Annotated in this window: 23 protein-coding genes and 1 tRNA gene; 6 read left to right on the forward strand and 18 right to left on the reverse strand. The window is 74.2% G+C overall.

The window, feature by feature from the left end:
* Positions 1–13 precede the first annotated feature (13 nt).
* Positions 14–1,465, reverse strand: coding sequence for an amidase (locus BD833_RS11230; protein WP_208092592.1), 1,452 nt, complete (start codon positions 1,463–1,465; stop codon positions 14–16).
* A gap of 81 nt (positions 1,466–1,546) precedes the next feature.
* Between BD833_RS11230 and BD833_RS11235 the strand changes: the two genes are divergently transcribed.
* The 3 genes from BD833_RS11235 to BD833_RS11245 all read left to right on the forward strand — a co-directional run bounded on the left by BD833_RS11235 (position 1,547) and on the right by BD833_RS11245 (position 3,966).
* Complete coding sequence (locus tag BD833_RS11235; RefSeq protein ID WP_166533221.1) at positions 1,547–3,469, forward strand: alpha/beta hydrolase; 1,923 nt, start codon at positions 1,547–1,549, stop codon at positions 3,467–3,469.
* Between the two features lie 108 nt (positions 3,470–3,577).
* Positions 3,578–3,751: a hypothetical protein gene (locus BD833_RS11240; protein WP_166533222.1), complete on the forward strand. Its 174-nt coding sequence runs from the start codon at positions 3,578–3,580 to the stop codon at positions 3,749–3,751.
* Positions 3,748–3,966, forward strand: a complete 219-nt coding sequence (locus BD833_RS11245) for a hypothetical protein (RefSeq protein WP_166533223.1) — start codon at positions 3,748–3,750, stop codon at positions 3,964–3,966. The genes BD833_RS11240 and BD833_RS11245 overlap by 4 nt, the downstream gene beginning before the upstream one ends.
* A 9-nt stretch (positions 3,967–3,975) precedes the next feature.
* Here BD833_RS11245 and BD833_RS11250 read toward each other — a convergent pair whose 3' ends face one another.
* The 3 genes from BD833_RS11250 to BD833_RS11260 form a co-directional block, all read right to left on the reverse strand.
* A complete protein-coding gene (locus tag BD833_RS11250) occupies positions 3,976–4,665 on the reverse strand; it encodes a DUF2306 domain-containing protein (protein ID WP_166533224.1) in 690 nt (229 codons plus the stop codon).
* A 79-nt stretch (positions 4,666–4,744) separates the two neighbouring features.
* Entirely contained in the window at positions 4,745–5,407 is a 663-nt protein-coding gene (locus BD833_RS11255) for a response regulator (protein ID WP_166533225.1), read from the reverse strand.
* Entirely contained in the window at positions 5,404–6,525 is a 1,122-nt protein-coding gene (locus tag BD833_RS11260) for a sensor histidine kinase (RefSeq protein WP_166533226.1), read from the reverse strand. The genes BD833_RS11255 and BD833_RS11260 overlap by 4 nt, the downstream gene beginning before the upstream one ends.
* Before the next feature lie 156 nt (positions 6,526–6,681).
* Between BD833_RS11260 and BD833_RS11265 the strand changes: the two genes are divergently transcribed.
* Positions 6,682–6,755, forward strand: a tRNA-Gly gene (locus BD833_RS11265).
* 61 nt (positions 6,756–6,816) lie between these two features.
* Here BD833_RS11265 and BD833_RS11270 read toward each other — a convergent pair.
* The 4 genes from BD833_RS11270 to BD833_RS11285 are packed head-to-tail and all read right to left on the reverse strand — an operon-like array spanning position 6,817 to position 10,002.
* Positions 6,817–7,476: a DedA family protein gene (locus tag BD833_RS11270; RefSeq protein ID WP_208092593.1), complete on the reverse strand. Its 660-nt coding sequence runs from the start codon at positions 7,474–7,476 to the stop codon at positions 6,817–6,819.
* The gene (locus BD833_RS11275; RefSeq protein WP_166533227.1) at positions 7,473–8,192 is read right to left on the reverse strand and encodes a DUF998 domain-containing protein; all 720 of its coding nucleotides are present in this window, start codon (positions 8,190–8,192) and stop codon (positions 7,473–7,475) included. Before BD833_RS11275 ends, BD833_RS11270 begins: the two co-directional genes overlap by 4 nt.
* On the reverse strand, positions 8,189–9,397 hold the full coding sequence (locus BD833_RS11280; protein ID WP_166533228.1) for a glycosyltransferase: 1,209 nt from the start codon (positions 9,395–9,397) through the stop codon (positions 8,189–8,191). Before BD833_RS11280 ends, BD833_RS11275 begins: the two co-directional genes overlap by 4 nt.
* A complete protein-coding gene (locus BD833_RS11285) occupies positions 9,394–10,002 on the reverse strand; it encodes a DedA family protein (RefSeq protein ID WP_208092594.1) in 609 nt (202 codons plus the stop codon). Before BD833_RS11285 ends, BD833_RS11280 begins: the two co-directional genes overlap by 4 nt.
* Positions 10,003–10,263: 261 nt before the next feature.
* On the opposite strand from BD833_RS11285, the gene BD833_RS11290 reads away from it, so the two are divergent.
* Together BD833_RS11290 and BD833_RS11295 are read left to right on the forward strand one after the other, a co-directional pair.
* Complete coding sequence (locus BD833_RS11290) at positions 10,264–11,538, forward strand: sensor histidine kinase (protein WP_166533229.1); 1,275 nt, start codon at positions 10,264–10,266, stop codon at positions 11,536–11,538.
* Entirely contained in the window at positions 11,535–12,212 is a 678-nt protein-coding gene (locus BD833_RS11295) for a response regulator (RefSeq protein ID WP_166533230.1), read from the forward strand. The genes BD833_RS11290 and BD833_RS11295 overlap by 4 nt, the downstream gene beginning before the upstream one ends.
* Positions 12,213–12,243: 31 nt before the next feature.
* On the opposite strand, the gene BD833_RS11300 is transcribed toward BD833_RS11295, so the two are convergent.
* The 10 genes from BD833_RS11300 to BD833_RS11345 form a co-directional block, all read right to left on the reverse strand.
* Entirely contained in the window at positions 12,244–13,413 is a 1,170-nt protein-coding gene (locus tag BD833_RS11300) for a hypothetical protein (protein WP_166533231.1), read from the reverse strand.
* A gap of 153 nt (positions 13,414–13,566) precedes the next feature.
* Positions 13,567–14,007 (reverse strand): SRPBCC family protein, encoded by a 441-nt coding sequence (locus tag BD833_RS11305; protein ID WP_208092596.1) that lies wholly within the window; start codon positions 14,005–14,007, stop codon positions 13,567–13,569.
* Positions 14,008–14,106: 99 nt separating this feature from the next.
* The gene (locus tag BD833_RS11310) at positions 14,107–14,457 is read right to left on the reverse strand and encodes an ArsR/SmtB family transcription factor (RefSeq protein ID WP_166533233.1); all 351 of its coding nucleotides are present in this window, start codon (positions 14,455–14,457) and stop codon (positions 14,107–14,109) included.
* Positions 14,454–14,915 carry an SRPBCC family protein gene (locus BD833_RS11315; RefSeq protein ID WP_166533234.1) on the reverse strand — a complete coding sequence of 154 codons (462 nt, stop codon included), beginning with the start codon at positions 14,913–14,915 and terminating at the stop codon, positions 14,454–14,456. Before BD833_RS11315 ends, BD833_RS11310 begins: the two co-directional genes overlap by 4 nt.
* A gap of 761 nt (positions 14,916–15,676) precedes the next feature.
* Positions 15,677–17,314, reverse strand: a complete 1,638-nt coding sequence (locus BD833_RS11320; RefSeq protein ID WP_208092597.1) for a copper resistance CopC/CopD family protein — start codon at positions 17,312–17,314, stop codon at positions 15,677–15,679.
* Between the two features lie 127 nt (positions 17,315–17,441).
* Complete coding sequence (locus BD833_RS11325; protein ID WP_243737596.1) at positions 17,442–18,938, reverse strand: aldehyde dehydrogenase family protein; 1,497 nt, start codon at positions 18,936–18,938, stop codon at positions 17,442–17,444.
* 79 nt (positions 18,939–19,017) lie between these two features.
* Positions 19,018–20,022, reverse strand: coding sequence for an ABC transporter permease (locus tag BD833_RS11330; RefSeq protein ID WP_166533235.1), 1,005 nt, complete (start codon positions 20,020–20,022; stop codon positions 19,018–19,020).
* Complete coding sequence (locus tag BD833_RS11335) at positions 20,019–21,572, reverse strand: sugar ABC transporter ATP-binding protein (protein WP_166533338.1); 1,554 nt, start codon at positions 21,570–21,572, stop codon at positions 20,019–20,021. The genes BD833_RS11330 and BD833_RS11335 overlap by 4 nt, the downstream gene beginning before the upstream one ends.
* The gene (locus tag BD833_RS11340) at positions 21,572–22,513 is read right to left on the reverse strand and encodes an ABC transporter permease (RefSeq protein ID WP_208092599.1); all 942 of its coding nucleotides are present in this window, start codon (positions 22,511–22,513) and stop codon (positions 21,572–21,574) included. Before BD833_RS11340 ends, BD833_RS11335 begins: the two co-directional genes overlap by 1 nt.
* A 149-nt stretch (positions 22,514–22,662) precedes the next feature.
* Positions 22,663–23,769 carry a sugar ABC transporter substrate-binding protein gene (locus BD833_RS11345; RefSeq protein WP_208092600.1) on the reverse strand — a complete coding sequence of 369 codons (1,107 nt, stop codon included), beginning with the start codon at positions 23,767–23,769 and terminating at the stop codon, positions 22,663–22,665.

The raw sequence follows: 23,769 nt of genomic DNA on the forward strand, positions 1-23,769 counted from the left end.
GGCCGGGCGACGTTCATGCGGACACCGCCGGACGGCGGCCGGCCCAGGGCGCCGCCTCCTCCAGCGCGGCGGCCACGCGCACCAGCACGTCCTCCCGGCCGTACGCCGCGACCAGCTGGACGCCGACGGGCAGCCCCTCGTCGGTCCAGTGCAGCGGCAGGCTGATCGCCGGCTGGCCGGTGACGTTGAACTGGGCGGTGTACGGCATGAGGCTGTTGATCCGCCGGCCCTCCTCCTTCGGCCCGGCGGCGGTCATCCAGCCGAGCTGCGGCGGCGGCGCGGCGATCGTCGGGGTGACGAGCAGGTCGAACCCCTGCCCACCCTGCTCCCCCGGCGCCCAGAACTCCGCCATCCGCCGGGTCCACGACCCGAGCCACTGGCGGGCGCCCAGGTACTCCTCGGCGGAGAGCCTCCGGCCCACGGCGCGGTAGAAGACGTTGCGCGGCTCCAGCTCTCCGTCCTCCACCGATCGGCCCAGCGACCGCTCCAGCGCGGAGAGGGTCAGCGCCACGTCGGCGGCGATGGTCGTGGTGAAGAAGCGCGGGAACCGCGGATCGAACATCGCACCGGGCGTGCCCGGCCCGACGTCGCAGCCGAGGTCGGCCAGCAGCCGGCCGGCGCGCTCCACGGCCGCCCGGCAGGACGGGTCGTCGAGGTACTGCTCCCCCGGCTCGGCGTCCAGCAGGCCGACGCGCAGCCGGCCCACGGGAGCGCCGACCTCCTGCGCGAGCGGCCGGGGCAGCGGCGGCGCGACGTACGGGTCACCGGGCATGGGTCCGCTGATGACGTCGAGGACGGCGGCGGTGTCGCGCACCGTGCGGGTGACGACGCCGTCGATGGTCGCGCCGGCCCAGCTCTCCCCCACCTCGGGGCCTTGGCTGACCCTGGCGCGGGTGGGCTTGAGCCCGACCAGCCCGCACTCGGCGGCGGGGATGCGGATCGACCCGCCCCCGTCGTTGGCGTGCGCGAGCGGCACGAGTCCGGCGGCGACCGCGGCCGCGGAGCCTCCGCTGGAGCCCCCGGTCGAACGGGTCGTGTCGTAGGGATTCCGGGCCGGCGGATGGGCGGCCGGCTCGGTGGTAATGGTCGTGCCGAACTCCGGCACGTTCGTCCGGCCGAGGACGACGAAACCGGCCGCTCGTAAGCGCTGGGCGAGGTGGCTGTCGACCGACCACCGGTGCCCGGCGTCCCGGAGGAACGAGGTGCCGTAGTTCGTGGCCTCACCGGCGACGTGGCAGCCGAGGTCCTTCAGGAGCAGCGGCACACCGCGGAACGGACCGTCCGGGAGGTCGCCGGCCGCCTCGGCGCGGGCGGCGTCGAACCGGTCGCGGATGACCGCGTCCAGCTGGGGGTTCACCCGCTCGATCCGCTCGATCGCCGCCTCGACCAGTTCGGCCGGAGAGCACTCTCCCGTCTGGACCAGCTCGGCCTGCGCGGTGGCGTCCAGCCAGGTCGGATCGGTCACCTCAGGCACGCTAACGGCGATCGCGCCGGCTGTGGAGGGATGCCGCGGAACCACCGGGGCCCGGAAGCCGTTCCTCCGGCCATGGCCGGTCGTCGAGCAGCGTTCGTCCTCGTTCCCCTACTGGGTCTGGCGGCCTGCACGGGCACCGACGGGGACGACACCTCCCCGGCACCCACCGCCGGCGGCGTGGAGCTGGGGGCGTGCGACTTCGACGTGCCGGCGGGTGTGGAGATCGAGTGCGGCACGCTGCCGGTCCCGGCCGACCGCGACGATCCCGGTGCCGGCGAGATCCAGCTGGCCTTCGGCATCATCCGGAGCGACGCCGACAGCCCGGCGGAGGATCCCGTCGTCTACCTGTCGGGAGGACCGGGCGGGAGCACGCTGGAGCTCGTGCCGCAGGGGTTCGGCCAGCTCTACGAGCCGCTCACCGCCCACCGGGACCTCGTGCTCGTCGACCAGCGGGGCACCGGGCTGACCGAGCCGTCACTGGCCTGCGACGAGTACACCTCGTGGGTGCGGGAGTCGCTGGGCTCCGACGTCTCCCCGGAGGAGCTGGCGGCCCAGGCGGTGCAGTCGCTGGACGAGTGCCGGCAGCGCCTGGTCGACGAGGGCGTCGACTTCGCCGACTACGACAGCGCCGCCTCGGCGGCCGACCTCGAGGACCTGCGGGTGGCCCTCGGCTACGACGAGTGGAACCTCTACGGCGTCTCCTACGGCACCCGGCTGGCGCAGGCCGCCATGCGGGACCACCCCGACGGCATCCGGTCGGTGGTGCTCGACTCCGCCTACCCGGTCGACGCCGACCTCTACGAGGAGACGCCGGGCAATGCCGTCCGGGCCATGGCGGCGCTGTTCGCGACCTGCGCCGAGGATCCCGCCTGCGCCGCCGAGTACCCCGACCTCGAGCAGCGGTTCAGCAATCTGGTCGACGAGCTGAACGCCTCGCCGGCACCGATCACCGTCGTCGACCCGACGAACGGGCAGCGCGTGGAGGACCAGTTGGACGGGGACTCGCTCGTCGGCTTCCTGTTCCAGACGCTGTACTCCACGGAGCTGATCGCGCACCTCCCGGAGGTCATCGCCGCCGCGGACGACGGCGAGTTCGGCACCGTCGGCCTGCTCCTCGGGGCGCTCTCCGCGCAGCTGGAACTGGTCAGCATCGGGCAGCAGCTGGCCGTGCAGTGCGAGGAGGAGGTCGCGTTCGGCTCCCAGGAGGAGGTGGCCGCAGCCGCCGCGGAGCATCCGCTGGTCCAGGGTTTCTTCGAGGGCGCGCCGACCCTGGGCCCCGGCGTCTTCGACGTGTGCGACTCGTGGGACGCCGGCGAGCCCGGCGACGGCGCGAACGACCCGGTGACGAGCGAGATCCCCGCGCTGGTGCTGGCCGGCGAGCTGGACCCGATCACGCCACCGAGTTGGGGCGAGGAGCTCGCCGAGCAGCTGCCGAACAGCTACCTCGTCCGGTTCCCGTCCACCGGGCACGGCGTCCTGCCGAGCCGCGACTGCGCCGTCCGGATCGCCGAGGACTTCCTGGACGACCCTCGCAGTGAGCCGGAGACCGGCTGCGTGGACGAGGTGGAGCCGCCGGCCTTCACGGCGGAGGACGTCCAGGTCGAGATGACGTCGTTCGAGAGCGAGGAACTCGGCCTCAGCGGGCTGCGGCCGGAGGGCTGGACCGAGGTGGTCCCCGGCGTGTGGCAGGAGTCTGCCCTGGTGACGCTGATCCAGCAGGTCGTGCCCGGCGCCACCGCCGAGCAGCTGCTCCAGCAGGTCGGCACGCAGCTGGGCCTACCCGAGCCACCTCAGCCGGTGGGCGAGCTGACGACCGCGGCGTTCACCTGGCAGCTGTACCAGTTGGACGACCTCGGCCAGCAGGTCGAGCTGGCGCTCGCCGACGGGCCGGACGGCCTGCTCCTGGTGCAGCTGACGACAAGTCCGGCCCGCGGTGACCTGCACCGCGGGCAGGTCTTCCTGCCGGCCGTCGAAGCACTCGCTCCGCAGTCCTGAACCGGTATCCGCTCGATCCGCGGGCGGCGTCACCGGCCGTTAGCCTGCCGGGAGGGCGCGCACCCGTCCTCCCGGACGGTCGGCGCGTGCCCCACGGACGGAGGCCTCGTGGTGGAGATCGACGACGACGACCTCGGCCCGGCCACTCCCCCGCCTCCGCCGCAGTTCGGAGTCCTACCGGCGGCCGTGGCGCTGGTGCGCCTCCCCTTCGACCTGGCGGTCCTGCTCGGCTACACGGTGCGCGAGCTGCCGCTGTTGGTCCAGGACGTGCGAGCACGGTGAACGACGTCGCCCGGCTGGTGCACCACGGTGAGCGGGGAGGGGCGCTGCAGGAGCTGCTCGACAGCCTCGCGCGCGCGGCGCGGGCGGACAGCGCGGGCGCGCTCACGTACCTGCTGCGGTCGGCCGGCGAACTGGCCGCGGTGCGGGCCGAGGTCGAGCGGCTCCGCCTGCTGACCGGGGACGTCGACCCCGTCGGGGACCGCGGAGACGGCTGAGCCCGCTGGTCACCCGACCGGCTGGACCGGGGCCGTGCGCGAGCCGGGGGGCGTGCGGCGCCGGCCCGACGGACGGCGGATCAGCCACTCGGCGACCGCGAGGTTGATCAGCCAGCCCGCCCCCATGGGCCAGGCCTCGCTGGCGGCGCTGATCTCCCCGACGACCGCCAGCCAGGCGCCGGCGGTGAACACCTGGGTGCCCGCCGCGATGCCCAGCGCGTAGCCGCGCAGCATCCAGGCGCGGTGCCGCGCGAGGTCCCGGCGGAGGACGGCGATGACGCCCAGGGCGAGGGAGCCGGCCATGCCGATCCCCGCCGCCGCCCGGAACAGCGTCAGCAGGCCGCCGTCCGCGCCGGTGATGGCGATGGTCAGCCACAGCCCGCTGAGCGCGGTCACCAGGCCCGCGGGAGCGGCGATCCGCCCGGTGACGCGGTGCCAGCGTGGCCGCCGCCCGCGGGTGCCGGGCACGAACTGGAAGGCACCCACCACGGTGAACACCAGCGCGCTGACGATGTGCACGACCAGCGGCAGGGGCACGGCCGCCGACCGCGGCGCCTCGGGCAGGACGGCCGCACCCCCGGAGAGCTCCACGAGGCGCGCGGCGCCGGCCGCGAGCGGCACGAGGGCCAGGGCGATCAGGGCGGCGGGCACCAGCCACCGCAGCCGGGGGCGGGACGTCGGCGGCGCTGCAGAGGTCATGCAGCAATCGTCGGGAGCGGCCGGCTCGCGGTCATCGGGCGAAGGTGCGGACCCGGCGTCGTCCGAAGGTATGAGCCGGTCACCGGCCGGGCGTCACCCGGCGGGTCTCGTAGGCCCAGATGGCCAGCTCGACCCGGTTCCGGACGCCGATCTTGGCCATGAGGCTGGCGACGTGCGTCTTCACCGTGCTCAGCGTGATGTGCAGCTCGCGGGCGACCTCGTCGTTCGAGCGGCCGCGGGCGACCGCGGCAAGGACGTCCTCCTCGCGGTCTGTCAGCGGGGCGACCGGCTGTGCGGGTGGACTCGCGGGGCCGGTGCCGGCGAAGGCGTCGAGCAGCCGCGCGGTGACGCTGGGGGCGATGAGCGCGTCGCCGCGGGCGGCGGCGTGCACCGCCTGGGCGAGCAGGTCGGGGCCGGCGTCCTTGAGCAGGAAGCCCCGGGCCCCCGCGCGCAGCGCGGCGTAGACGTACTCGTCGAGGTCGAAGGTGGTGATGACGACGACCGCGACCGGGTCGGCGACACCCGGCCCGGCGAGCCGGCGGGTGGCCTCGAGGCCGTCAGTGCCGGGCATGCGGATGTCGAGCAGGCAGACGTCGGGGCGCAGCTTGCGGGCGAGGCGCACGGCCTGCTCGCCGTCGGCGGCCTCGCCGACCACCTCGACGCCGGGCTGGGCGTCGAGGATCATCCGCAGCCCGGTGCGCACGATCTCCTGGTCGTCGGCGACCAGGACGCGCACCGTCACGCGGGTCCCCGGCGGGGCAGCACGGCGGTGACCGTCCAGCCGCCCTCGGGGCCGGGGCCGGCGTCGAAGGTGCCGCCGAGGAGGGCGGCCCGCTCGGCCATGCCGGGCAGGCCGAAGCCGGCGTCGCGCCGGGCCGGCGCGCCCTCGCCGTCGTCGGTGACCCGGAGCTGCACGGAGGCATCGTCCACGACGAGCCGGACGTCGACCCGGGTGGCCCGCCGCGCGTGCCGGCGCGCGTTGGTGACCGACTCCTGCGCCAGCCGGTAGACCGCGGCTGCCACGGACGGCGGGACCGCGTCCACGTCGCCGGTGATCCCGACGTCGACCGCCAGCCCGTCGTCACCGGCCAGCCGGCGGAGGTCGGCGAGCCCGGGCGTGGGCGCGAGTTCCGCGGGCCCGTCGCGGCGCAGCGTCCGCACCATGCTGCGCATCTCGGCCAGCGTGCTGGAGGCCTCCGCCTCGATCAGCCGCAGCGCCTCCGTGGCGGCCTCGGGCCGCACGGCGGCGGTGGCGAGGCCCGCCTGCGCGCGGATGGCGATGGCCGAGACGTGGTGGGCGACGGTGTCATGCAGGTCGCGGGCGAGATCCGCCCGCTCCCGGGCGGCCACCTGGTCGAGCTCCCGGGCCCGGGCGCGCGCCCGGTATCGGGCCGCCGAGCCGAGGGCCAGGGCCGAGGCGAGGACGGCGACGCCGCCGATCGCGTCGGTGGCGGACGTCGGGCCCACGAGCATCAAGCCGACGGCGCTGACCAGCACGAACGCCAGCCCGGCGAGCGCCTCGCGCCCGGACCCCCAGCGCACCAGTGCGTACGGCAGGACCAGCCCGACGACCGCCGAGTAGAGGCCGTCGCCGTCCCCGGTGACGAGTGCGAGCACGTCGAGGGCGAGGAACCAGCCGACGAGGACGAGCAGCGGGTGCGTCCGGCGCCACGGCAGCAGCGGCACCAGGGCGGAGAGCACGGCGACCTGCAGCCAGCGGAACGGCAGGTCGGGGCGGAGGACGCCCTCCAGCACGGTCGCGACCAGGGCGAGGCCGACGAGGGCCCAGTCCGGCCAGGCGCGAGCCGGCGGGCCGGGTGGTCTCGGCTCGTGCCAGACCGAGCGCAGCAGGGCGTTCACGCCGGTCACCGTACGAGCCCGGGACGGTGTTGTTGATCAGCCGGAAGGAGGAGATCGCCGGCGCGGACGGCGACGTGGCGCGGTCGGTGTTCCGGGGAGGCGCTACCCTCGACGCGGACTCCGGCCCACCGGTCTCGACCGGCGGGCGGCTGCTCCGCGGGTGTAGCTCAATGGTAGAGCCCCAGCCTTCCAAGCTGGCCATGCCGGTTCGATCCCGGTCACCCGCTCCACGTCGTGACCTGGAACTGCGGTGTCGACCAGCTCCGGCATTCCCGTCGCCCGGCCCTCGAGTCAGGGTGCGGACGATGTCCCGGGACAGGTGCGCACGAAGTCCTGGACTCGGGCATCGCCGGAGCTGCCGTCGTGGACGAGTGGGAGTCGTCGGCGCAGCCAGCGCACGAGCTCGACCACGACGGTGATGAGCGCGGCCAGCCCTACGCCGACGAGCACGCCGAGCAACGGGTCGTGTGCGAACGCCGCCGAGCCGAGGAAGCCGAGCAGCACGCACATCGCGGTCCACAGCACGGCGGCGATCGCGGTCGCCGCCGCGAAACGGGCCGGCGGATACCCCAGGGCGCCGCTGGCCGTCGTCACCGCCGTCCGGCCGCCCGGGATGAAACGGGCGGACACGATCAGCTGCCCGCCACGCCGGTCCAGTGCGCGTCGCACGCCCGCCAGCCGCCCGGGCCGGGCGCCGAGCCGGCGGCCGAGCAGCCACCGGCCGGCGCCGTAGGCCAGGTGGTCGCCCACGAACGCACCCAGCACGGTCGCGAGGAACACCAGGAAGAGCAGCGGGGTGCCCGTGGTGAACGCGAAGACGCTGGCGCTGATCACGAGTGTCTCGCTCGGCAGCAGCGGCAGGACGGCGTCGAGGGCGACCAGGGCGAAGATCGCCAGGTAGACCCACGGAGAGGTCAGGGTGGCCTCCAGCAGGTCGGTCAGCCAGGTCACCGGAGACCTCCCTCGGCAGCGGGCGGCGAAGCCTCGGCACCGGCCAGGCCCGCGGCGACGAGCACCGCCGTGGCCGCCGTGCCGGCCAGCAGCAGCCGCTCGACCAGCCCGATGCCCGGCACCGGATCGGCGCCCGTGGACACGACGGGCACGTGCAGGGCCAGGAAGGACGCGCCCAGCCCGCCGAGGCCGACCGCCGCCCCGCGCAGGGCGCGGCGAGCCGGGAGTGAACAGGCCGCCGCGACCAGGAGCCCGACGACCGACGGCACCACCATCGCCACGGCGGCCGCCACCTGGTGCACCCGTCCCCACGCCGTCGTGTCGAGCCCGGGCAGGTCGGTGGGGAACGCGGCCACCGCGGCGAGGCCGACCGACCACAGCGCCAGCAGTCCGAGCACCGCGGTCCGCCGGGCACCGGCCGCCATGCCTCGGTGCACGCCGAGGGCCGTACCGGCCGCCGCGATCTCCACCCCCACGATGCAGCCCGCCAGCCACCAGCCGCCGGCGGGCCGGTGCACGGCGTCGCTGAGCATGCTGTCGAGGGTGTTGTCGCCGACGACGTCGGTGCCGATCCCGGCCAGGACTGCGACGGCCACGCCGAGCAGGACGACCGGGAACCACGGCGCGGACCGGCTGCCGGTTCCCGCGACCGGGCGGACCTCCGCTGCGACGGCCGTCGCCGCCCCGGGTCGCGGTGGCGCCGAGAGCGCGGTCATGTCGGCACCAGGACGTCGCGGCGGGGCCGGTCGGCCGAACGGGAGCGGAGGCAGGCGTCGTAGAGGCCGACGAACGCGCTGAGCGTGGCGCCCAGGTCATGCTCCGCGGCGACGGCCCGGGCGCGCCGGCCCATCCGCCGGGCGGACGCCGGGTCGTCCAGCAGGGCGGTCAGCCGCCCGGCGAGCTCCTCGACGTCACCGTGCCGGTAGAGCCAGCCGGTCCGCCCGTGGTGCACCAGCTGCGGTAGCGCGCCGGCGTCGACGCCCAGCACCGGCAGCCCGGTGGCCATCGCCTCCAGGGTCACCAGGCTCTGCAGCTCCGCGGTGCCGGCCATGCCGAAGAGGTCCGCGGCCGCGTAGGCCTCCGGCAGCTCGGCGTCGCTCAGGACGCCGGTGAACGTCACCGCACCCCTCACGCCCCGCGCTGCGGCCAGGGCCTCGAGCCGCCCGCGTTCCTGCCCGTCCCCGACGACGAGCAGGTGGAGGTCCCACCGCGCCCGGACCAGGGCGAGCGCCTCGATGAGCTCGTGCACGTTCTTCTCCGGGTCCAGCCGGCCGACGTAGGCCAGGACGGGAACCGACGGCAGGCCGCGCGACCGGCGGAACCGGGCGCCGTCCCGCTCTGGGGAGAACCGATCCAGGTCCAGCCCGCAGGAGATGGGCAGCACGGGCCCGGGCACCCCGGCCGACTCCGCCAGGGCCGCGGCGAACGGCGTGGGGCTGGTGACCACGTCGGCGAGGGCGAGCACCCGGGCGGCGTCCCGCCACGCCCAGGCGTGCGCCCGGCGCCGGACGGCGGCGCCACCGGGCACGTAGTGCAGCAGGTTCTCCGGCATGAAGTGGTTGGTGGCGACCACGGGGATGCCCAGTGCGCGCGCCGCACGGAGCACCGCCCGTCCCACCAGGAAGTGGCTCTGGATGTGCACCACGTCCGGTCGCACCGTCCGGAGCACCGCTCGCACGCGGCGGTGCAGCCCGGCGGGCGGGCAGATCCGGAAGCCGCGGCGGAGCAGCACCGGCACGGAACGCACCCGGTGCTCGGTGACGCCTCCGGTGGCCTGCGCGGAGTTGCTGTGATGGCTCTGGGAGGGGGCGAGCACGTGCACCTCGTGCTCGGTGGCCAGGCCTGCGGCCAGCCGCTGGGCGAAGTAGGACGCGCCGTTGACGTCGGGCGCATAGGTGTCGGCGGCGATCAGGATCTTCACTGGGGAACTCCTCGAGTCCGTAGGGAGAACAACCTCTTGGCGACGAGCGAGACGGCGAGCACACCGGCACCCAGGGCCGCGCTGAGCGCGACGAAGGCCCAGGGCGAGCTGGTGATCCCCGCGATGTGCGGACCCGCCAGCAGGCCGAGGGCGACCAGCACGGCCGCTCGCGCGGAGCTGGTGAACGCGACCCAGCCGACGAAGCGGCGGTAGGGGACGCCGGCCAGACCGGCGGCCAGGAACGCCGGGACGGCGCCGATGTCGACGAGCTTGGCGCCGATGACGACCCGCGGAAGGTGACGCCCGACGTCCTTCCGGAGCCGCGCTGCGCGGGGTCCGGAGACGCCGAGCCGGGCGAGCAGCGGGGACACGCGCCGATGCCCGCCGCACCGGCCGAGGGCGAACAGCAAGCTGTCGCCGACGACGTCGGCGGAGACTGCCAGCAGCCACACGGGCAGCAGCGCCAGCACACCGGCGCCGACCATCGAACCGGCCGCCACCGTGGTGGCCGGTCCCTCCAGCAGCATCAGCACCGCGAGGACGAGATAGGGCTGCACCTGGTCGCTGCTCCCTCCCGACCCGCCCCGGGCGACGGGGCGGATCAACCGCCGGACCGTCCGGCGGCGAGGAGAAGCTAGGACGGCGAGGACGCCGTGGTCGTCGGCCTGCGGAGCTGTTCGGCATGCCTCCGGGGTGGCTGCACCAGGGGCGGGACCCCGTACCGCGGTAGGGGGGTCCCCCGCTCGGGAGAGGGACGACGGTCCCGCCGCGACGCTCTAGCGTGCATGCAGGAGAGCCCGCGGAAGGGGATCGCCGGCGGGGCCGGTGCCCGTCCGGACGGCGGAGGATCGGCAGGTGGAGGACGGATGGCGGTGACCCGGCCGGTCGGCCGTGCCCCGGCGTGGTCCTGGACGGCGGGCACGGCGATCGCCGGGATCCTGCTGGTCCTCCTGCAGGTACCGACCACGACGGGTACCTACGGCCTGGCGCTCGGCGCGGGGATACCGCTCGGCCTGCTGCAGGGCCTCGCGCTCCCGCTGGCGTTGCGCCGTCCACTGCTCGCCACCGCCGTCCAGTTCGTGGCGGCGGCGGCCACCGCCCTGGTGGTCGACCCCGTGGACGGGCATGCCTGGCCGCTCACGGTCCCGGGTGTCCTGCTGCTCGTGGCGCACGTCGGGCTGCTGGCGGTCTCCCGCGGCTGGCGGCCGGCCGCCCTGGTCTGGGGCGCCTCGCTCGGAGGCGTCGCCTGCCTGATGGCCGTCCAGGTGGGCGAATGGGGCAGCGAGACCGCCGGTGACATCACCGTCGCGGTCTACGCGGCCAGCTCTCTGCTCGTGCTGGTGGCCGGGTCGGTGTGGCAGCAGCGGTCCCGGCTGGCCGGCGAGCTGTCGGCGGCCCAGCGCGACGTGGCGGTCGAGCAGGCCCGCCGGGCGCTGGTCGAGGAGCGCACCCGGATCGCGCGGGAGCTGCACGACGTCGTGGCGCACACGATGTCGGTCGTGCACATGCAGGCCACGACCGCCCGCTTCCGGCTCCCCGACCTCAGCTCCGGGGCCGCCGCCGAGCTGCAGCAGATCGCCGGCTCCGCCAAGGCGGCCATGGCGGAGATGCGCCAGCTGCTCGGCGTGCTGCGGGACGACGGGGCGAACGCCCCGGTCACGCCGACCCCGACACTGGCCGACCTGCCCGAGCTGGTCGCCGGAACGGCGCGCGGTGGAACGGCGGCCCGGCTGACGGTGGACCCGGCGCTGGCGGTCCGGGAGGTCCCGGAGATCGTGCAGGCGGCGGCGTACCGGGTGATCCAGGAGGCGCTGAGCAACGTCGTCCGGCACGCCCCGGGTGCGCCGGCGACCGTCGACGTCCGGCTCGCACCGGACGGCCGCGCGATCGAGCTGTCGATCAGCAACCCGCCGTCCGCGTCCCCCGGTCCGGGCCTCGACGTCCGTGACACCACCCGGGCACGACACGGGCTGATCGGCATCCGCGAACGCGCAGCGCTGCTGGGGGGCTGGTCGAGCGCGGGTCCCGTACCCGGTGGCGGATGGCAGGTGGGTGCCCACCTGCCGCTGGCGGCGGAGGTCCCCGTCGCGACCGACCTGCCCGACCACGGCGTGGCGGCCGGACCAGGGGCTGCTCCGTGATCCGCGTGCTCGTCGTCGACGACCAGTCGATGATCCGGCTGGGCATCCGCTCCGTCGTCGACGCCCAGGAGGACATGACCGTCGTCGGCGAGGCGGAGAACGGGGAACGGGCGCTCGCGGCGGCCCGGAGCCTGCGTCCCGACGTCGTGCTGATGGATGTGCGGATGCCCGTGCTCGACGGGCTGCAGGCGACGCGGCGGATGCTGGCCGCGGACCAGCCGGGCAGCCACCGGCCGAAGGTGGTGGTGCTGACCACCTTCGACCTCGACGACTACGTCTACGCCGCGTTGCAGGCGGGAGCCGGCGGCTTCCTGCTCAAGGACAGCGAACCCGAGGAGGTGCTGCGGGCGATCCGGGTGGTCGCCGCCGGTGAGGCCCTCCTGGCGCCGGGGGTGACCCGCCGGCTGATCGAGCAGTTCGTCGACGCCCGCAGCACCGCCCGCCCGCCCGACCCAGCGCTGAACGGGCTGACCGAGCGGGAGCGGGAGGTGCTGACGCTGATGGCGGCCGGCCGGTCCAACGCCGAGATCGCCGCGGCGCTGTTCATCGCCGAGCAGACGGCCAAGAGCCACGTGAGCCGGGTGCTGCAGAAGCTGCACCTGCGCGACCGCGTGCAGGCAGTGGTCTACGGCTACGAGAACGGGCTGGTCCGGCCCGGTGACCCGGACCGCTGAGCCGGTGGCGGGGGCCGCCGGAGTGCAGCCACTAGCCGGTGCGTCCAGGCACCCCCTCGTCGGCGGACGAGTGGGGCGCGCTGACGCGTGCCGCTCCGTCGCCTGTGAAGACCTCGCGCGTCTCGTCCCGTCCCGGTCCGCCGCGCCCTCGCCGACGGCTACCGCGTGGCCGAGGCCGGGGGTGTTGCGGCAGCGGCGTGCTCCCTTCCTTCCCGATCGACGGCAGCGTCGGGACGCTGCGGACGATCGTGTCCTGCGCCCAGCGCTCGCTGAACCCCGCGAGGAAGGCGACGCTCGCGAAGAAGTAGCCCTCGACGTCGGCCTCGCCGGGCCGGGCGATCGGCAGGAGTCCCCCCTCCATGAAGACGTAGAGGGCCGCGCCGAAGACCGCGCCGATCAAGGGCCGGAATGCCCCGGCCAGCAGCGTGACGGCATGACCCTGCTCGCTGTCGATGACGAGGTTCTGCCCCCGGGTGATGCGCACCATCACGCTCACGATGGCGCCGATGCCTCCGCAGGCGAGACATATCTGCATGAGCGTGGGCGGAGTGCCGATCAGTTCGAGCCTTCGCGCCGACCACGTCATCGCGACGATGACGGCACCGCCTATCGGCAGCCCGACCAGGTACCAGCGCAGCGACGCCTTGCGCGCCGCGGACCGGCGGAAGGCATCGAGCCGTTCCAGTTCGTCCTTCACCGCGTCGAGGGCCGCCTGGATGCGCTCGCGATCCCCGGGCGCACCCAGATTGCCCGTGGCCTTCAGGGAGTCCAGGACCCCCAACAGGTACGCGATGATCACGAAGATCATCTCGGTGAGGACCTTGCGCGAACGGCCGCCGAGCACGAGTCCGGACTCGCGTTCGAGGGCCCGCGCCCGCCACAGCGCCGCCTCGAAGGAGGGTTGGACACCCGCCGTGATGGCGTTGTCGTAGCGCACCCGGATCCTGCGCACGCCACGGGGCCCAGCCATGAACCCGGGCGGCTGGATCAGGACGGCACCGGTGTTCCTGATGTTCCGGGCGTAGAACTCGTCCTTGATCTTCCCGTTCTCCCGCTGGTACTCCAGCTTGACCTGTTCGTAGGGCTCGGAACCCGATCTCTGGTCCTGCGTGTAGGCCCTGATCAGGTCGTCCAGCGACGGAGGCAACTGCGCCCGTTCCCTGACGCCGTTCGACTGCGCGGTCCTGTTGCGGAGAACCATGGTGCCTCCCGAGAACAGGCCCTCAGTAGGCCCCCGTGCCACCACGCCGTCAAGGACTCACCGTGCCGCACGTGCTGGCACCGGAACGTCGTGCCGAGCGGCGACCGGCCCGCTCCGCCGGTGCTGCTCGGCGTCGCGGGCCGGACGTCGGGATCAGTCGGGGTAGGCGATGTGCACGTCCTTGGGCGACGGCGCACCCTCCCCGGTCTCGACCAGCTGCTTCAGGCTCATCAGGTAGGTGGCCCACTTCGTGCTGCAGTGGTGCATGAACTCCACCGGCTCCGCCCAGCCCTGGTGCTCGAACAGCACGACCGTGTAGTCGCCGTCGCGGCGCAGCTGCCAGTCGACGGTCGTCCCCACCCACTCCGCCGGGCCGGCGACCACCTCCCACGTGACCCGCTCGCCCGGCCGCCGGTCGAGAACCTTCATGTCGAAACCGCCGGGCGGAAACCGGAACTCCAGCACCCCGCCGACGTCGGGGTCGCCCGTGACGTCGTCGGTCCACCACCCGGCCAGCCCCTCGACCGTGGTCAGCGCGTCGTACACCTTCTCGGGCGCGGAGTTCTCGATCCCCACCCGGTGCAGGATGTCCACCATTGCCTCGTTCTCCCTCTGTGCTCGTGGAACCGCGCGGGGGCAGGACCTGTCTCCGCGTTGAGGGGCCGCCCCCTCGACCTGACCGCTCCGGTGAGCTCAGGCCTGCCTGGTGCGCTGGATCGTCTCGGCGATGCGCTTGATGCGCTGCAGCCGTGCGTCCCATGCCGAACCGACCGACGACAGGTCGGCGATCGCCCGCGCGAGCTGGGCCTCGTCGACCCGGTAGCGCTTCTCCCGGCCCTGCGGCATCCCCCGCACCAGCCCGGCCCGGTCGAGCACGCCGAGGTGCTTGGCCACCGCCTGGCGGCTCACGGGCAGCCGCTGGCCCAGGGTGGTCGCGGTGCCGTCGCCGTCCTGGAGCAGCAGGTCGAGCATGCGGCGCCGGGTCGGGTCACCGATCGCCGACCACAGGTCGTCGTCGACCTGCCGGGCCGGGGTGCCGCTCACCGCCGGGCCCCGAGGTCCGCCGCGTAGGACACCAGCCGCGGCAGGAAGAAGTCCCACCCGGTGGTGTGCTCCCGGTACCGCTCCTCGAGGACGGCGGCCTCCCAGCCCTGCTCGCGGAAGCCGGTCTCGGTCATCCTCAGCAGCGTCCCGCTGCCCGAGGGAGTCAGGTCGAAGGTGACCAGCAGCGAGTTGCCGTGCACCGCCGCTGCCCCGGCCGGGTGGGTCCAGCGGAAGGAGAACGTCCGCGGCGGCTGCACCTCGACGACGCTGAACGACACCACCGTGCCGCCGGCAGCCGGGTCGCCGAACACGATCTCGCCCTCCGCGCCGGGCACCGGCTCGTACCGGGCGTCGTCCGGCCACCACTGCTTCACGTGCTCCGGGCTGCTGACCACCTCGAAGACGACGTCGGGCGTTGCCTCGATGTAGACCTCTCGGGTGAGGGTGCCGAGCTCCATTACCATCCTCCTGCAATATTTGGTTGCGGGTGAGGTTAGCGCCGTCCAGAGAGATCGCGCAACTATCGGTTGCGCGTTGATCGATCCGGGCGTTGTTCGACTGCCTTACCGGCCGTCCGTGTGCCCACCGTCCTCGGCCCGGCAGCGCTCCGCGCCCCCCGGCCGGCCACGAGGCCCCGAGCACCGTGACGGCGAGCACCACCGCGAAGAGGGCCGGCGAACCACCGAATACCAGGACCGGACCTGCCGCGAGTCCTCCGCTCGCGGCGGCGACCGCCATACCGGCCTCGCCGAGGCCATCCGCCCCCGTCCGCGCCGGGCAGGGCAGGGCAGAACCTGCACCAGCCAGCTGCTGGCGGCCACGACCTGGGTGCTCCAGGCGGCCCCGACGATCACCGACACCGGCGTAACACGTGTCCGTGGTCACGTCCCGATGCAGCCCCAGCAGGCAGGCGAGGCCCATCAGCCCGGTACCGGCGAGTGCGGTCGACCGGGGCCGGAACCCCAGCGGCTCCTTGCCGACGTAGGGCCGGTGGACGATCGGTGACAGGAAGGTGCAGTCGTCGGTGAACAGCGCGACGGCCGCGTCGACGTCGCGGCCCCCCACGGCGGCGCGGAAGCCGGCGAACGGATCGGCCATGGGACGGTGGTCCTCCGGGCTCGGGGCTGCCGTCCCGAGCGGTCGATCGGCACAGTTGTGCTCAACCGAGCGACGCGCCCGATCCCCGGAGTCGGCCAGGGCCGGACCCGGCCGGTCGTGCTCAGCCGGCCGCGACGGTGAACTCCGCGGTGGCGAGCGAGCTCTCGAACTCGCCGAACCGGAGGGACACCTGCACCCGCCAGGCGCCCGCCGCGGGGAGCACGACCGAGGCGGTGTAGCGGCCGGCCGCCGCGAACGCCAGGGGCACGGTGCCCAGGTCCAGCTCCTCCGACGAGACCCGCGCCGACAGCGACTGGACGGTCCCGGCCGGCCCGCCGGTCGGGTCCGCCACCTCGATGGTGAGGGTGTTCGGGCCGACCGCCTGCGGGGAGAGCGCGGCCCGCACGACGACGTCCTCCAGTCGCACGGTCTGCACACCGCCTCCTCCCGTCCCGGCGGAGGCGGCCCGCGCGACCGAGCCCTCGGGGCTCCGGTCGACCAGGAACCCGGTGACGAGGACGACGGCCACGAGGACCGCCGCCTCGGCCGCGACGGACCGGGTGACGAGCCGCGCACCGGACCGGCGGGCCGGCTCGCGGCTCGCCCGGCGGACGCGGGGCAGCAGCCGGAACCGGTTCCAGGCCGCGATGCCGACGGCGAGCGCAGCCACCCCGATCTTGAGCAGCAGCAGCTGGCCGTAACCGGTGCCGGTCAGCCCGTCCCAGGAGCCGACGAACCGCCAGGCCAGCACCGACCCGGTGACCACCAGGACGGCCAGGATGCCCGCTGCGACGCCGGAGAACCGGGCGAGCACCTCGGCGGCACCGGTCCCCCGCCCGGCGAGCTCCGGCAGGGTCAGCGCGAGCCCGACGAGCCCACCGAACCAGACGCTGCCGGCGAGCAGATGCAGCACGTCCACCCCGACGGCCAGCACCTCCGGTGACGCCGCCCGGGTGTGCCCGGTCCAGGCCGGGGCCCCGGCCGCGACCACCGCCACGGTGAGCGCGAGCCTCCCCCCGGATCGGCCGCGGCCCAGCAGCGCCACGGCCGCGACCACGCCGACGACGACCGCCGCGGTGACGCTGTGCTCGGCGGCGGACAACGACGACCAGCCCGTGCGCCCCGGGAACAGCGACGCGCCGGCGCCGACCCGGTACGACGCGGTGAGCGGCAGCACCGCGAGCCACGCCAGCGCCGTCACCACGGCTCCGGCGCGCGCCACCGTCGCGATCCGGCGCCGGGCCCGGTTCGCGGACGGGGGCAGGAACAGCGCCGCGAACCCCACCAGCCCGGTGGCCAGGAACAGGCCGGCGTAGCCCCCCCAGCGAACCAGGCTCAGCGCCGGCGGCGCCTGCGCGGCCCCGGCCGCGGCGGCCGGCGGCCGGGCGATGTCGGTGCTGGCGGCACCGACGGAGAAGCTGAGCGACCCGTTGAGGGGATGGCCGTCCTCGGAGACCACCCGCCAGACGACGACGAGCGTCCCCTCCCCCACCGACCCGGGCAGCGTCACGAGCAGCTCCGCGCCACCGACCGCCGCCGACGACTCGATCGCCCGCCCCCGGGCGTCGAAGACCTGGACGCCGCCGGGCACCTCGACGACCGGTTCGTCGAACGTGAACACGGCCCGGTCGGGCGCCGCCGTCAGCACCGCGCCCTCGGCGGGCGCGGTGCCGATCAGCGTCGCGTGGGCGCGGGCCGGCCCGGCCGTGCCGAGTACGAGCACCGGCACGGCCACGAGCGCGGCGAGGACCGCCAGCACGGCACGCGCCGCCCACCGGCCGGCCCGTCCCGCCCGACCGGCCGGGCCTCGGCGGGATCGGCACGTGGGCGCACGGGGAGATGGCGGCTGCGCCCCCGCCCCCGGACGATCCACGTGCCGGCCGCCGTCAGCTGATGTCGGCGATGACGGTCTTGAGCTCGGTGAAGTCGTCGAGGCCGAACGAGCCGAGCTCGCGTCCCCAGCCGGACTCCTTGAACCCACCGCGCGGGAGCACCACGTCGTCGGCGTGCCAGGTGTTCAGCCACACGGTGCCCGCCCGCAGGGCCGCGCCCGCCCGGTGCGCCCGGCCCGAGTCGCGCGTCCAGACACCGGCAGCCAGCCCGTACCGGGTGTCGTTGGCCAGCCGAAACACCTCCTCCTCGGTATCGAACGGCGTCGCGGTGACCACCGGGCCGAAGACCTCCAGCCGCTGCATCGGGGCGTCCTCCCCGACGCCGGTGAGCAGCGTGGGCTGCATGAAGAAGCCCTCGTCGCGGCCCCGGGCACCGCCGGCCACGGCGGTGGCGCCGTCAGCCATGCTGCGCTCCACGTGGCCGAGCACCATCGCCTGCTGCTCGGCGGTGATGAGCGGCCCCATGTCGGTGGCCGGGTCGAAGCCGCTGCCGAGGGTGATGCCCCGGGCGACCTCGGCGATCCCGGCCACCACCTCGTCGAACACGTCCCGCTGGACGTAGAGGCGTGAGCCGTTCACGCAGCACTGGCCCTGGTTGAAGAACCCCGCGTGCGCCGACCCCGCGATGGCCGCAGGCAGATCGGCGTCGGCGAAGATGATGTTGGGCGCCTTGCCGCCGAGCTCGAGCGACACCTTCTTCAGGTTGCCGGCGGCCGCGGCGACGATGCGCTTACCGGTCTCGGTCGAGCCGGTGAAAGCGACCTTGTCGACGTTCGGGTGGGCGACAATCGCCGCCCCGGCGTCCCCGAACCCGGTGACGATGTTGAGCACGCCGGTCGGGAGCCCGGCCTCGAGCAGCAGCTCCCCCAGCCGCAGGGCCGACAGCGGGGTCTGCTCGGCCGGCTTGAGCACCACGGTGTTCCCGGCCGTCAGCGACGGGATCACCTTGAAGCAGGCCATCGTCAACGGGAAGTTCCACGGGACGATCGCGCCGACCACCCCGACAGGCTCGCGCACGGTGTAGGCGAGGTAACTGCGGTCCTCGGTGGACATCGGGATGGTGGTGCCTTCGATCTTGGTGGCCCAGCCCGCGAAGTAGCGGAACAGCTCGGCCGCGACGCCGACGTCCCCGAGGGCGCTGGCGATCGGCTTGCCGTTGTCGAGGGTCTCCAGCTGGGCGAGCTCCTCGGCGTGGGCGTCGATCAGCTCGGCGGTGCGCCAGAGGAGCCGGGCACGCTGCCGGGGCGTCGTGCGCCGCCACGCCGAGCCGGGCTCGAACGCCGCGCGGGCGGCCCGGACGGCGCGGTCGACGTCGCCCTCGTCGGCCTGCGGAACGCTAGTGAGCACCTGGCCGGTGGCGGGGTCGAGGGTGTCGAAGGTGCGGCCGGACGCGGCCGGCACCCACTCGTCGCCGATCAGCATCCGCCGCTCTGCGGCGAGGAAGGCCGACACGGCGGGCAGCAGGTCGGTGCGGGGCAGGGTGGTGGTCACGAGGGCCTCCGGTGGTCTCGGTGCGGGCTTCTGACGTATGGGAACAGGTGGGTACGGGCGGCGCGGAGCAGCCGGGTGGTCATTTGAGGACGTCGAGCTTGGTGCGGTCGATCGTCACGGCGACCGCGCCGATGATCAGGACGCCGTAGATGATCGACTCGAATCCGGCGTCGACCCCGATCAGCGACAGGCCGACACGGAGGACGATGACGATGAGCGCGCCGATGACGGTCCGGCCGATGCCGCCGAACCCACCGGTGATAGCGGTGCCGCCGACGACGACCGCGGCGACCGCGGGCAGGAGCAGCGTGGCGCCGAGGCTGGGCGCGCCGCTGAACGTCCGGGCGACGAGCAGCACCCCGGCCAGGCCGGCGCAGGCGCCCGAGGTGGTGAACGCCGCGACCTTCACCGCGCCCACCGGGATGCCGGCGAGCCGGGCGGCCTGCTCGGCGTGGCCCACCGCGCGCACCCACCGGCCGGCGGGCGTCAGGCGGAGCACCGAACCGAGCACCACGACGGCGCCCAGGGCGATCAGCACCGCGCTCGGCAGGCCGGCGACCGTCGTGAAGGCCCACCGGATCGCGTCCACGTCGCTGACGGGCACGGTCCTGGCGCCGGAGATCACCAGAGCGATGCCCGACCACAGGGCCAGGCCACCCAGGGTGACGATGAAGGAGTTGACCTTGGCCTTGACGTGCACCAGGCCCTGCACCGCCCCGGCGAGGGCGGCGACGGCGATCACCGGCACCGCGGCGGCCGCCCCGAACAGCGGGATCCACATCGCGAACAGCACCGAGGACAGCGCCGCCAGGGCCGCGATCGACAGGTCGATGCCCCCGCAGAGGATGACCACGGTGACCCCGATGGCCAGCACCATCAGCGGCGCGGCGCTGTCGGCGATGGCCAGCAGGCTGTCCGGCGAGAGCAGGTCGGGGTTGCGCGTCGACAGGGCGAGGAGGAGTAGCACCAGCACGGCACCGGGCATGACCAGCAGCGCCAGGTCGCGCCGCGACCGGCGCGCCGCCCCGGAGGCCGGGCCGTCGTCGTCCCCCGGTCCGGTCGTCTCGACAGCGGTCTCGGTCACACCATCGCCTCCATGATCGCTACGGGGTCGGGCTTGCCCCCACGGGGCGCGTCGAGGCAGGCGGTGATCCGCCCGTCCTTCATCACCAGGACGCGGTGGCTCATGGCCAGCGCCTCCTCCAAGGTGTCCGACAGCAGCAGGACGGCGCAGCCGGAGGCGGCGAGCTCGCGGATGAGCTCGTAGACCTCCGACTTCGCCCCCACGTCGAGGCCACGGGTCGGGTGGTCCAGGATCAGCAGCCGCAGGCCCTCCGAGACCATCCAGCGGGCGAGGACGACCTTCTGCTGGTTGCCGCCGGACAGGGTGCCGATGGCGGTGTCCCCCGACGGCGTCCGGATGCCGAGGCGGCGCACCCACGTGTCCACCAGCTCCCGCTCGCGGCGGCCGTCGATCAGCGGGCCCCGGCAGACGGTCCCGACGTGGGCCATCGACAGGTTCTCCGTGACCGACATGGAGCTGACCACCCCCTCGGTGCGCCGCTCCGACGGCACGTACCCGACGCCGGCGAGGACGGCCGCCCGCGGTGAGTCCAGGCGCAGGGGTCTGCCGTCGAGCAGCACCTGGCCGCGGGCGCCCGGCATCGCCCCGAACAGGGCGCGGCACAGCTCCTCGCGACCGGAGCCCTGGACGCCGGCCACACCGAGGACCTCGCCGGAGCGGATCTCGAAGGAGACCTTGTCGCACCCGGCCGTCTGCAGCTCCCGGACCGACAGCCGGACGTCTCCGGCCGGCTCCTGCTGGGCGTCGTCGTGGTAATGGCTGCCGGTCGACTCCCGCCCGACCAGCAGGTGGTGGAGATCGGTGGCGTCGACCTCGGCCGGGTCCACCTCGGCGACGACGCGGCCGTTGCGCAGCACGTAGACCCGGTCGGAGATCTCCAGGACCTCGTCGAGGCGGTGGGAGACGAACACGACCGACGCGCGCTCGCGCAGCCGGCGCACCTGGGCGAAGAGGGTCTCGACCTCCTCCCGCTCCAGGACGCTGGTGGGCTCGTCGAGCAGCACCACCGGCTCGTGCGCCGTGCGCTCCTCCAGCGCCAGCACCTTCGCCACCTCGACCATCTGGCGTTGGGCGAACGTCAGGCTGTCGGTGCGGGCACGCGGGGAGACGGCGGAGCCGATCTTGTCCAGCTGCACCTGCGCCAGCTCGGCCATGCGGTGCCACCGGAACAGCCCGCCCCGGACCCCTGCCCCCTCGGCACCGAGCAGGATGTTCTCGGCGACGCTGATGTTGGGGACCAGCGACTGCTCCTGGAACACCATGCCGATCCCGACCGAGGCGGCATGTGCGACACCGCGCAGCCGGACCTCCTCGCCGCGGACGACGATGGAGCCGGAATCGGGCTGCGCCAGGCCGACCAGCGACTTCAGCAGGGTCGACTTCCCGGCCCCGTTCTCGCCGATGAGCCCGACGACCTCGCGGGGGCGCACCTCCAGGACCATGCCGTCGAGGGCCAGGACGCCGGGGTAGCGCTTGGTCAGGCCGCGCACGGCCAGGACCGGAGCAGTCGACCGGGAGGCGTCCGGTGCGATCGGCGCGTGGTTCGACATCACTTGACCACTCCCAGACGGCGGCGCACGGGCCAGGTGGCGACGGCGACCGCGAGGACGACGATGACGCCCTGGACCGCCTGTTGGACGTAAGGGCTGACGCCGGTGAGGATCAGGCCGTTGGCCAGCACCGTGAGGGCCAGCACGCCGATCATCGACTGCAGGACACCGCCGCGGCCGCCCGAGAGCAGGGTCCCGCCGATGACCGCCGCGGTGATGGCGGCGAAGTCCGTCCCGGCACCGGCCTCGACAACACCCGAGCCCAGCCGGGCGGTGAGCATGACCGCGCCGAGGCCGTAGAAGGCGCCGGCCACCCCGAAGGCCAGGGTCTTGTACCTGGCGACGGGGACGCCCGACAGGAGGACGATGTCCTCCGCTCCGCCGATGGCCGCGGCGTACCGGCCGATGCGGGTCCAGCGCTGAATGGCCCAGCCCAGCGCGACGGCCGCCACGGCGAGCAGGCTCATGACGGTGAACCCGCCGATCCGGTGCGCGGCCCACGCACCGAGGCCCTCGTCGAGCACGACGGGGCGGACGCCGGCGAACAGGATGGTGGCGATGCCGAGGCCGATGGCCGACATCCCCAGCGTCGTCATGAACGTCGGGATCCGCAGCCGGGTCGACAGCACGCCCGACAGCAGCCCGAACCCCGCCCCCAGCAGGATCGTGAGGCCGATCCCCAGCAGTCCGAGGTCCTGGGTGTTCCGCGAGTTGGCCACCAGGAGCGAGACGGTCATGGCGCACGCACCGATGACGCCGGGCAGGCTCAAGTCGATGGCGCCGAGCAACAGCACGAAGGTGATGCCGGTCGCCAGGACGGCGAGAACCGCCGCCGCGTCGATGATCTGCTGGAGGTTGCCGACGGTGCGGAACTGCGGGCTGATGGCGGCGAACACCACGACCAGCACCGCCAGGGCGATGAGCGAGGCCCGGGTCTGCACGACGTCGGCGCTGCGGGTCGCACGTGCCCGGCCCGACGTCGTGCCCGGGGCGTCTCCGTTCCCCCCGCCCGCCCCCGGGGCCGGCGCATCCGCGAGGGGCGCCGGCTCCAGGGAACGGGTCGGAGCATGCGGTGTGGTGTCGCCGGCCATCACGACGCGGCGATCGGACCAGTCGCGCGGCTGAACAGCGAGTCGCAGTCGAACTCCGACATGTCGAGCTGGGGGTCGGAGAACTCCTGGACGTTGTCCTCGGTGATGAGGAACTGCTCGGCGAAGAAGGCGCGGTCGTCGGCGTCGATGCTCGCGACGTCGAGCTCACCGGTGGCCGCGCAGTAGCCCATGGCCAGACCCACGGCGCCCTGCCACGGACCGTCGCTGGACACGGTCGCGGTCATGCTGCCGTCGGCGATCGCCTCGAGGGCCTCGGGGACGGCGTCGATGCCGGCGACGGCGACCCCGTCGACGCCCGCGGCCTCGAGCGCCTGGACGGCACCCAGGGCCATGTCGTCGTTGGCGGCCCAGACGCCGCCCACCTTGTCACCGTGCTGGGTGAGCAGGGTGCGGGTGACCTCGAGAGCCGTCGCGCGGTCGAAGTCCGCGGTCTGGTCGTCGAGCAGCTCGATGTCGGGGTACTCCTCGAGCGCCTTCTGGAGGCCCAGGAACCGGTCCTGCGCCGCCGCGGTGTCGAGGATGCCCTGCAGGGCGATGACCCCGCCGCTGCCGCCCATCTCCTCGAAGAGCGCCTTGGCGATCTGGTAGCCGGACTCGACGCCGTCGTAGGTCAGGTGGGCGATCCACCGCTCGTACTCGGTCGGGTCCAGGTCGGCCGGCTTGTTCCACTGCGTGACCAGCCAGGCATCGGCACTGTCCGCCGCGTTCACGATCGGGGTCGTGTCGCTGTCGCCGTTGGGCAGCGCGTTGATGACCGTGCACGACGCGTCGCCCGAGGCGAGCACCTGGCGGATCTGCTCCTGCTGCTGCTGGGAGTCCCCGTCGTAGGTCAGCTTCTGCTGCTCGAGGCCCACGGATTCCGCGAAGGCGTCACCGCCCGCGAGCCACGCCGCCTCGTAGGGGTTGGTCTGGTTGCGGACCTGGCCGACGAGCGTGATGTCCTCGGGCGCGCAGTTCCCGGTCGAACCGGAGCCCTCCCCTTCCGCCTCCGCCGACGACTCGCCGCCGCAGGCCGACAGGGCGAGCGCCACGACGACGCTACCGATCAGTGCTGTGCCGCGAGTGCGGTTCATCCGTGCTGCCAT

Origin of the sequence: Blastococcus xanthinilyticus, from assembly GCF_008124835.1 — a bacterium.
Taxonomy (GTDB): Bacteria; Actinomycetota; Actinomycetes; order Mycobacteriales; family Geodermatophilaceae; genus Blastococcus; species Blastococcus xanthinilyticus.

Coding starts and splice junctions, on each gene's coding strand:
- BD833_RS11315 (WP_166533234.1), bottom strand. CDS start 14,915: ATGGAGCTCGGCACCCTCACCCGAGAGGTCTACATCGAGGCAACGCCC.
- BD833_RS11335 (WP_166533338.1), bottom strand. CDS start 21,572: ATGTCGAACCACGCGCCGATCGCACCGGACGCCTCCCGGTCGACTGCT.
- BD833_RS11275 (WP_166533227.1), bottom strand. CDS start 8,192: ATGACCGCGCTCTCGGCGCCACCGCGACCCGGGGCGGCGACGGCCGTC.
- BD833_RS11345 (WP_208092600.1), bottom strand. CDS start 23,769: ATGGCAGCACGGATGAACCGCACTCGCGGCACAGCACTGATCGGTAGC.
- BD833_RS11235 (WP_166533221.1), top strand. CDS start 1,547: ATGGCCGGTCGTCGAGCAGCGTTCGTCCTCGTTCCCCTACTGGGTCTG.
- BD833_RS11300 (WP_166533231.1), bottom strand. CDS start 13,413: ATGGTTCTCCGCAACAGGACCGCGCAGTCGAACGGCGTCAGGGAACGG.
- BD833_RS11250 (WP_166533224.1), bottom strand. CDS start 4,665: ATGACCTCTGCAGCGCCGCCGACGTCCCGCCCCCGGCTGCGGTGGCTG.
- BD833_RS11290 (WP_166533229.1), top strand. CDS start 10,264: ATGGCGGTGACCCGGCCGGTCGGCCGTGCCCCGGCGTGGTCCTGGACG.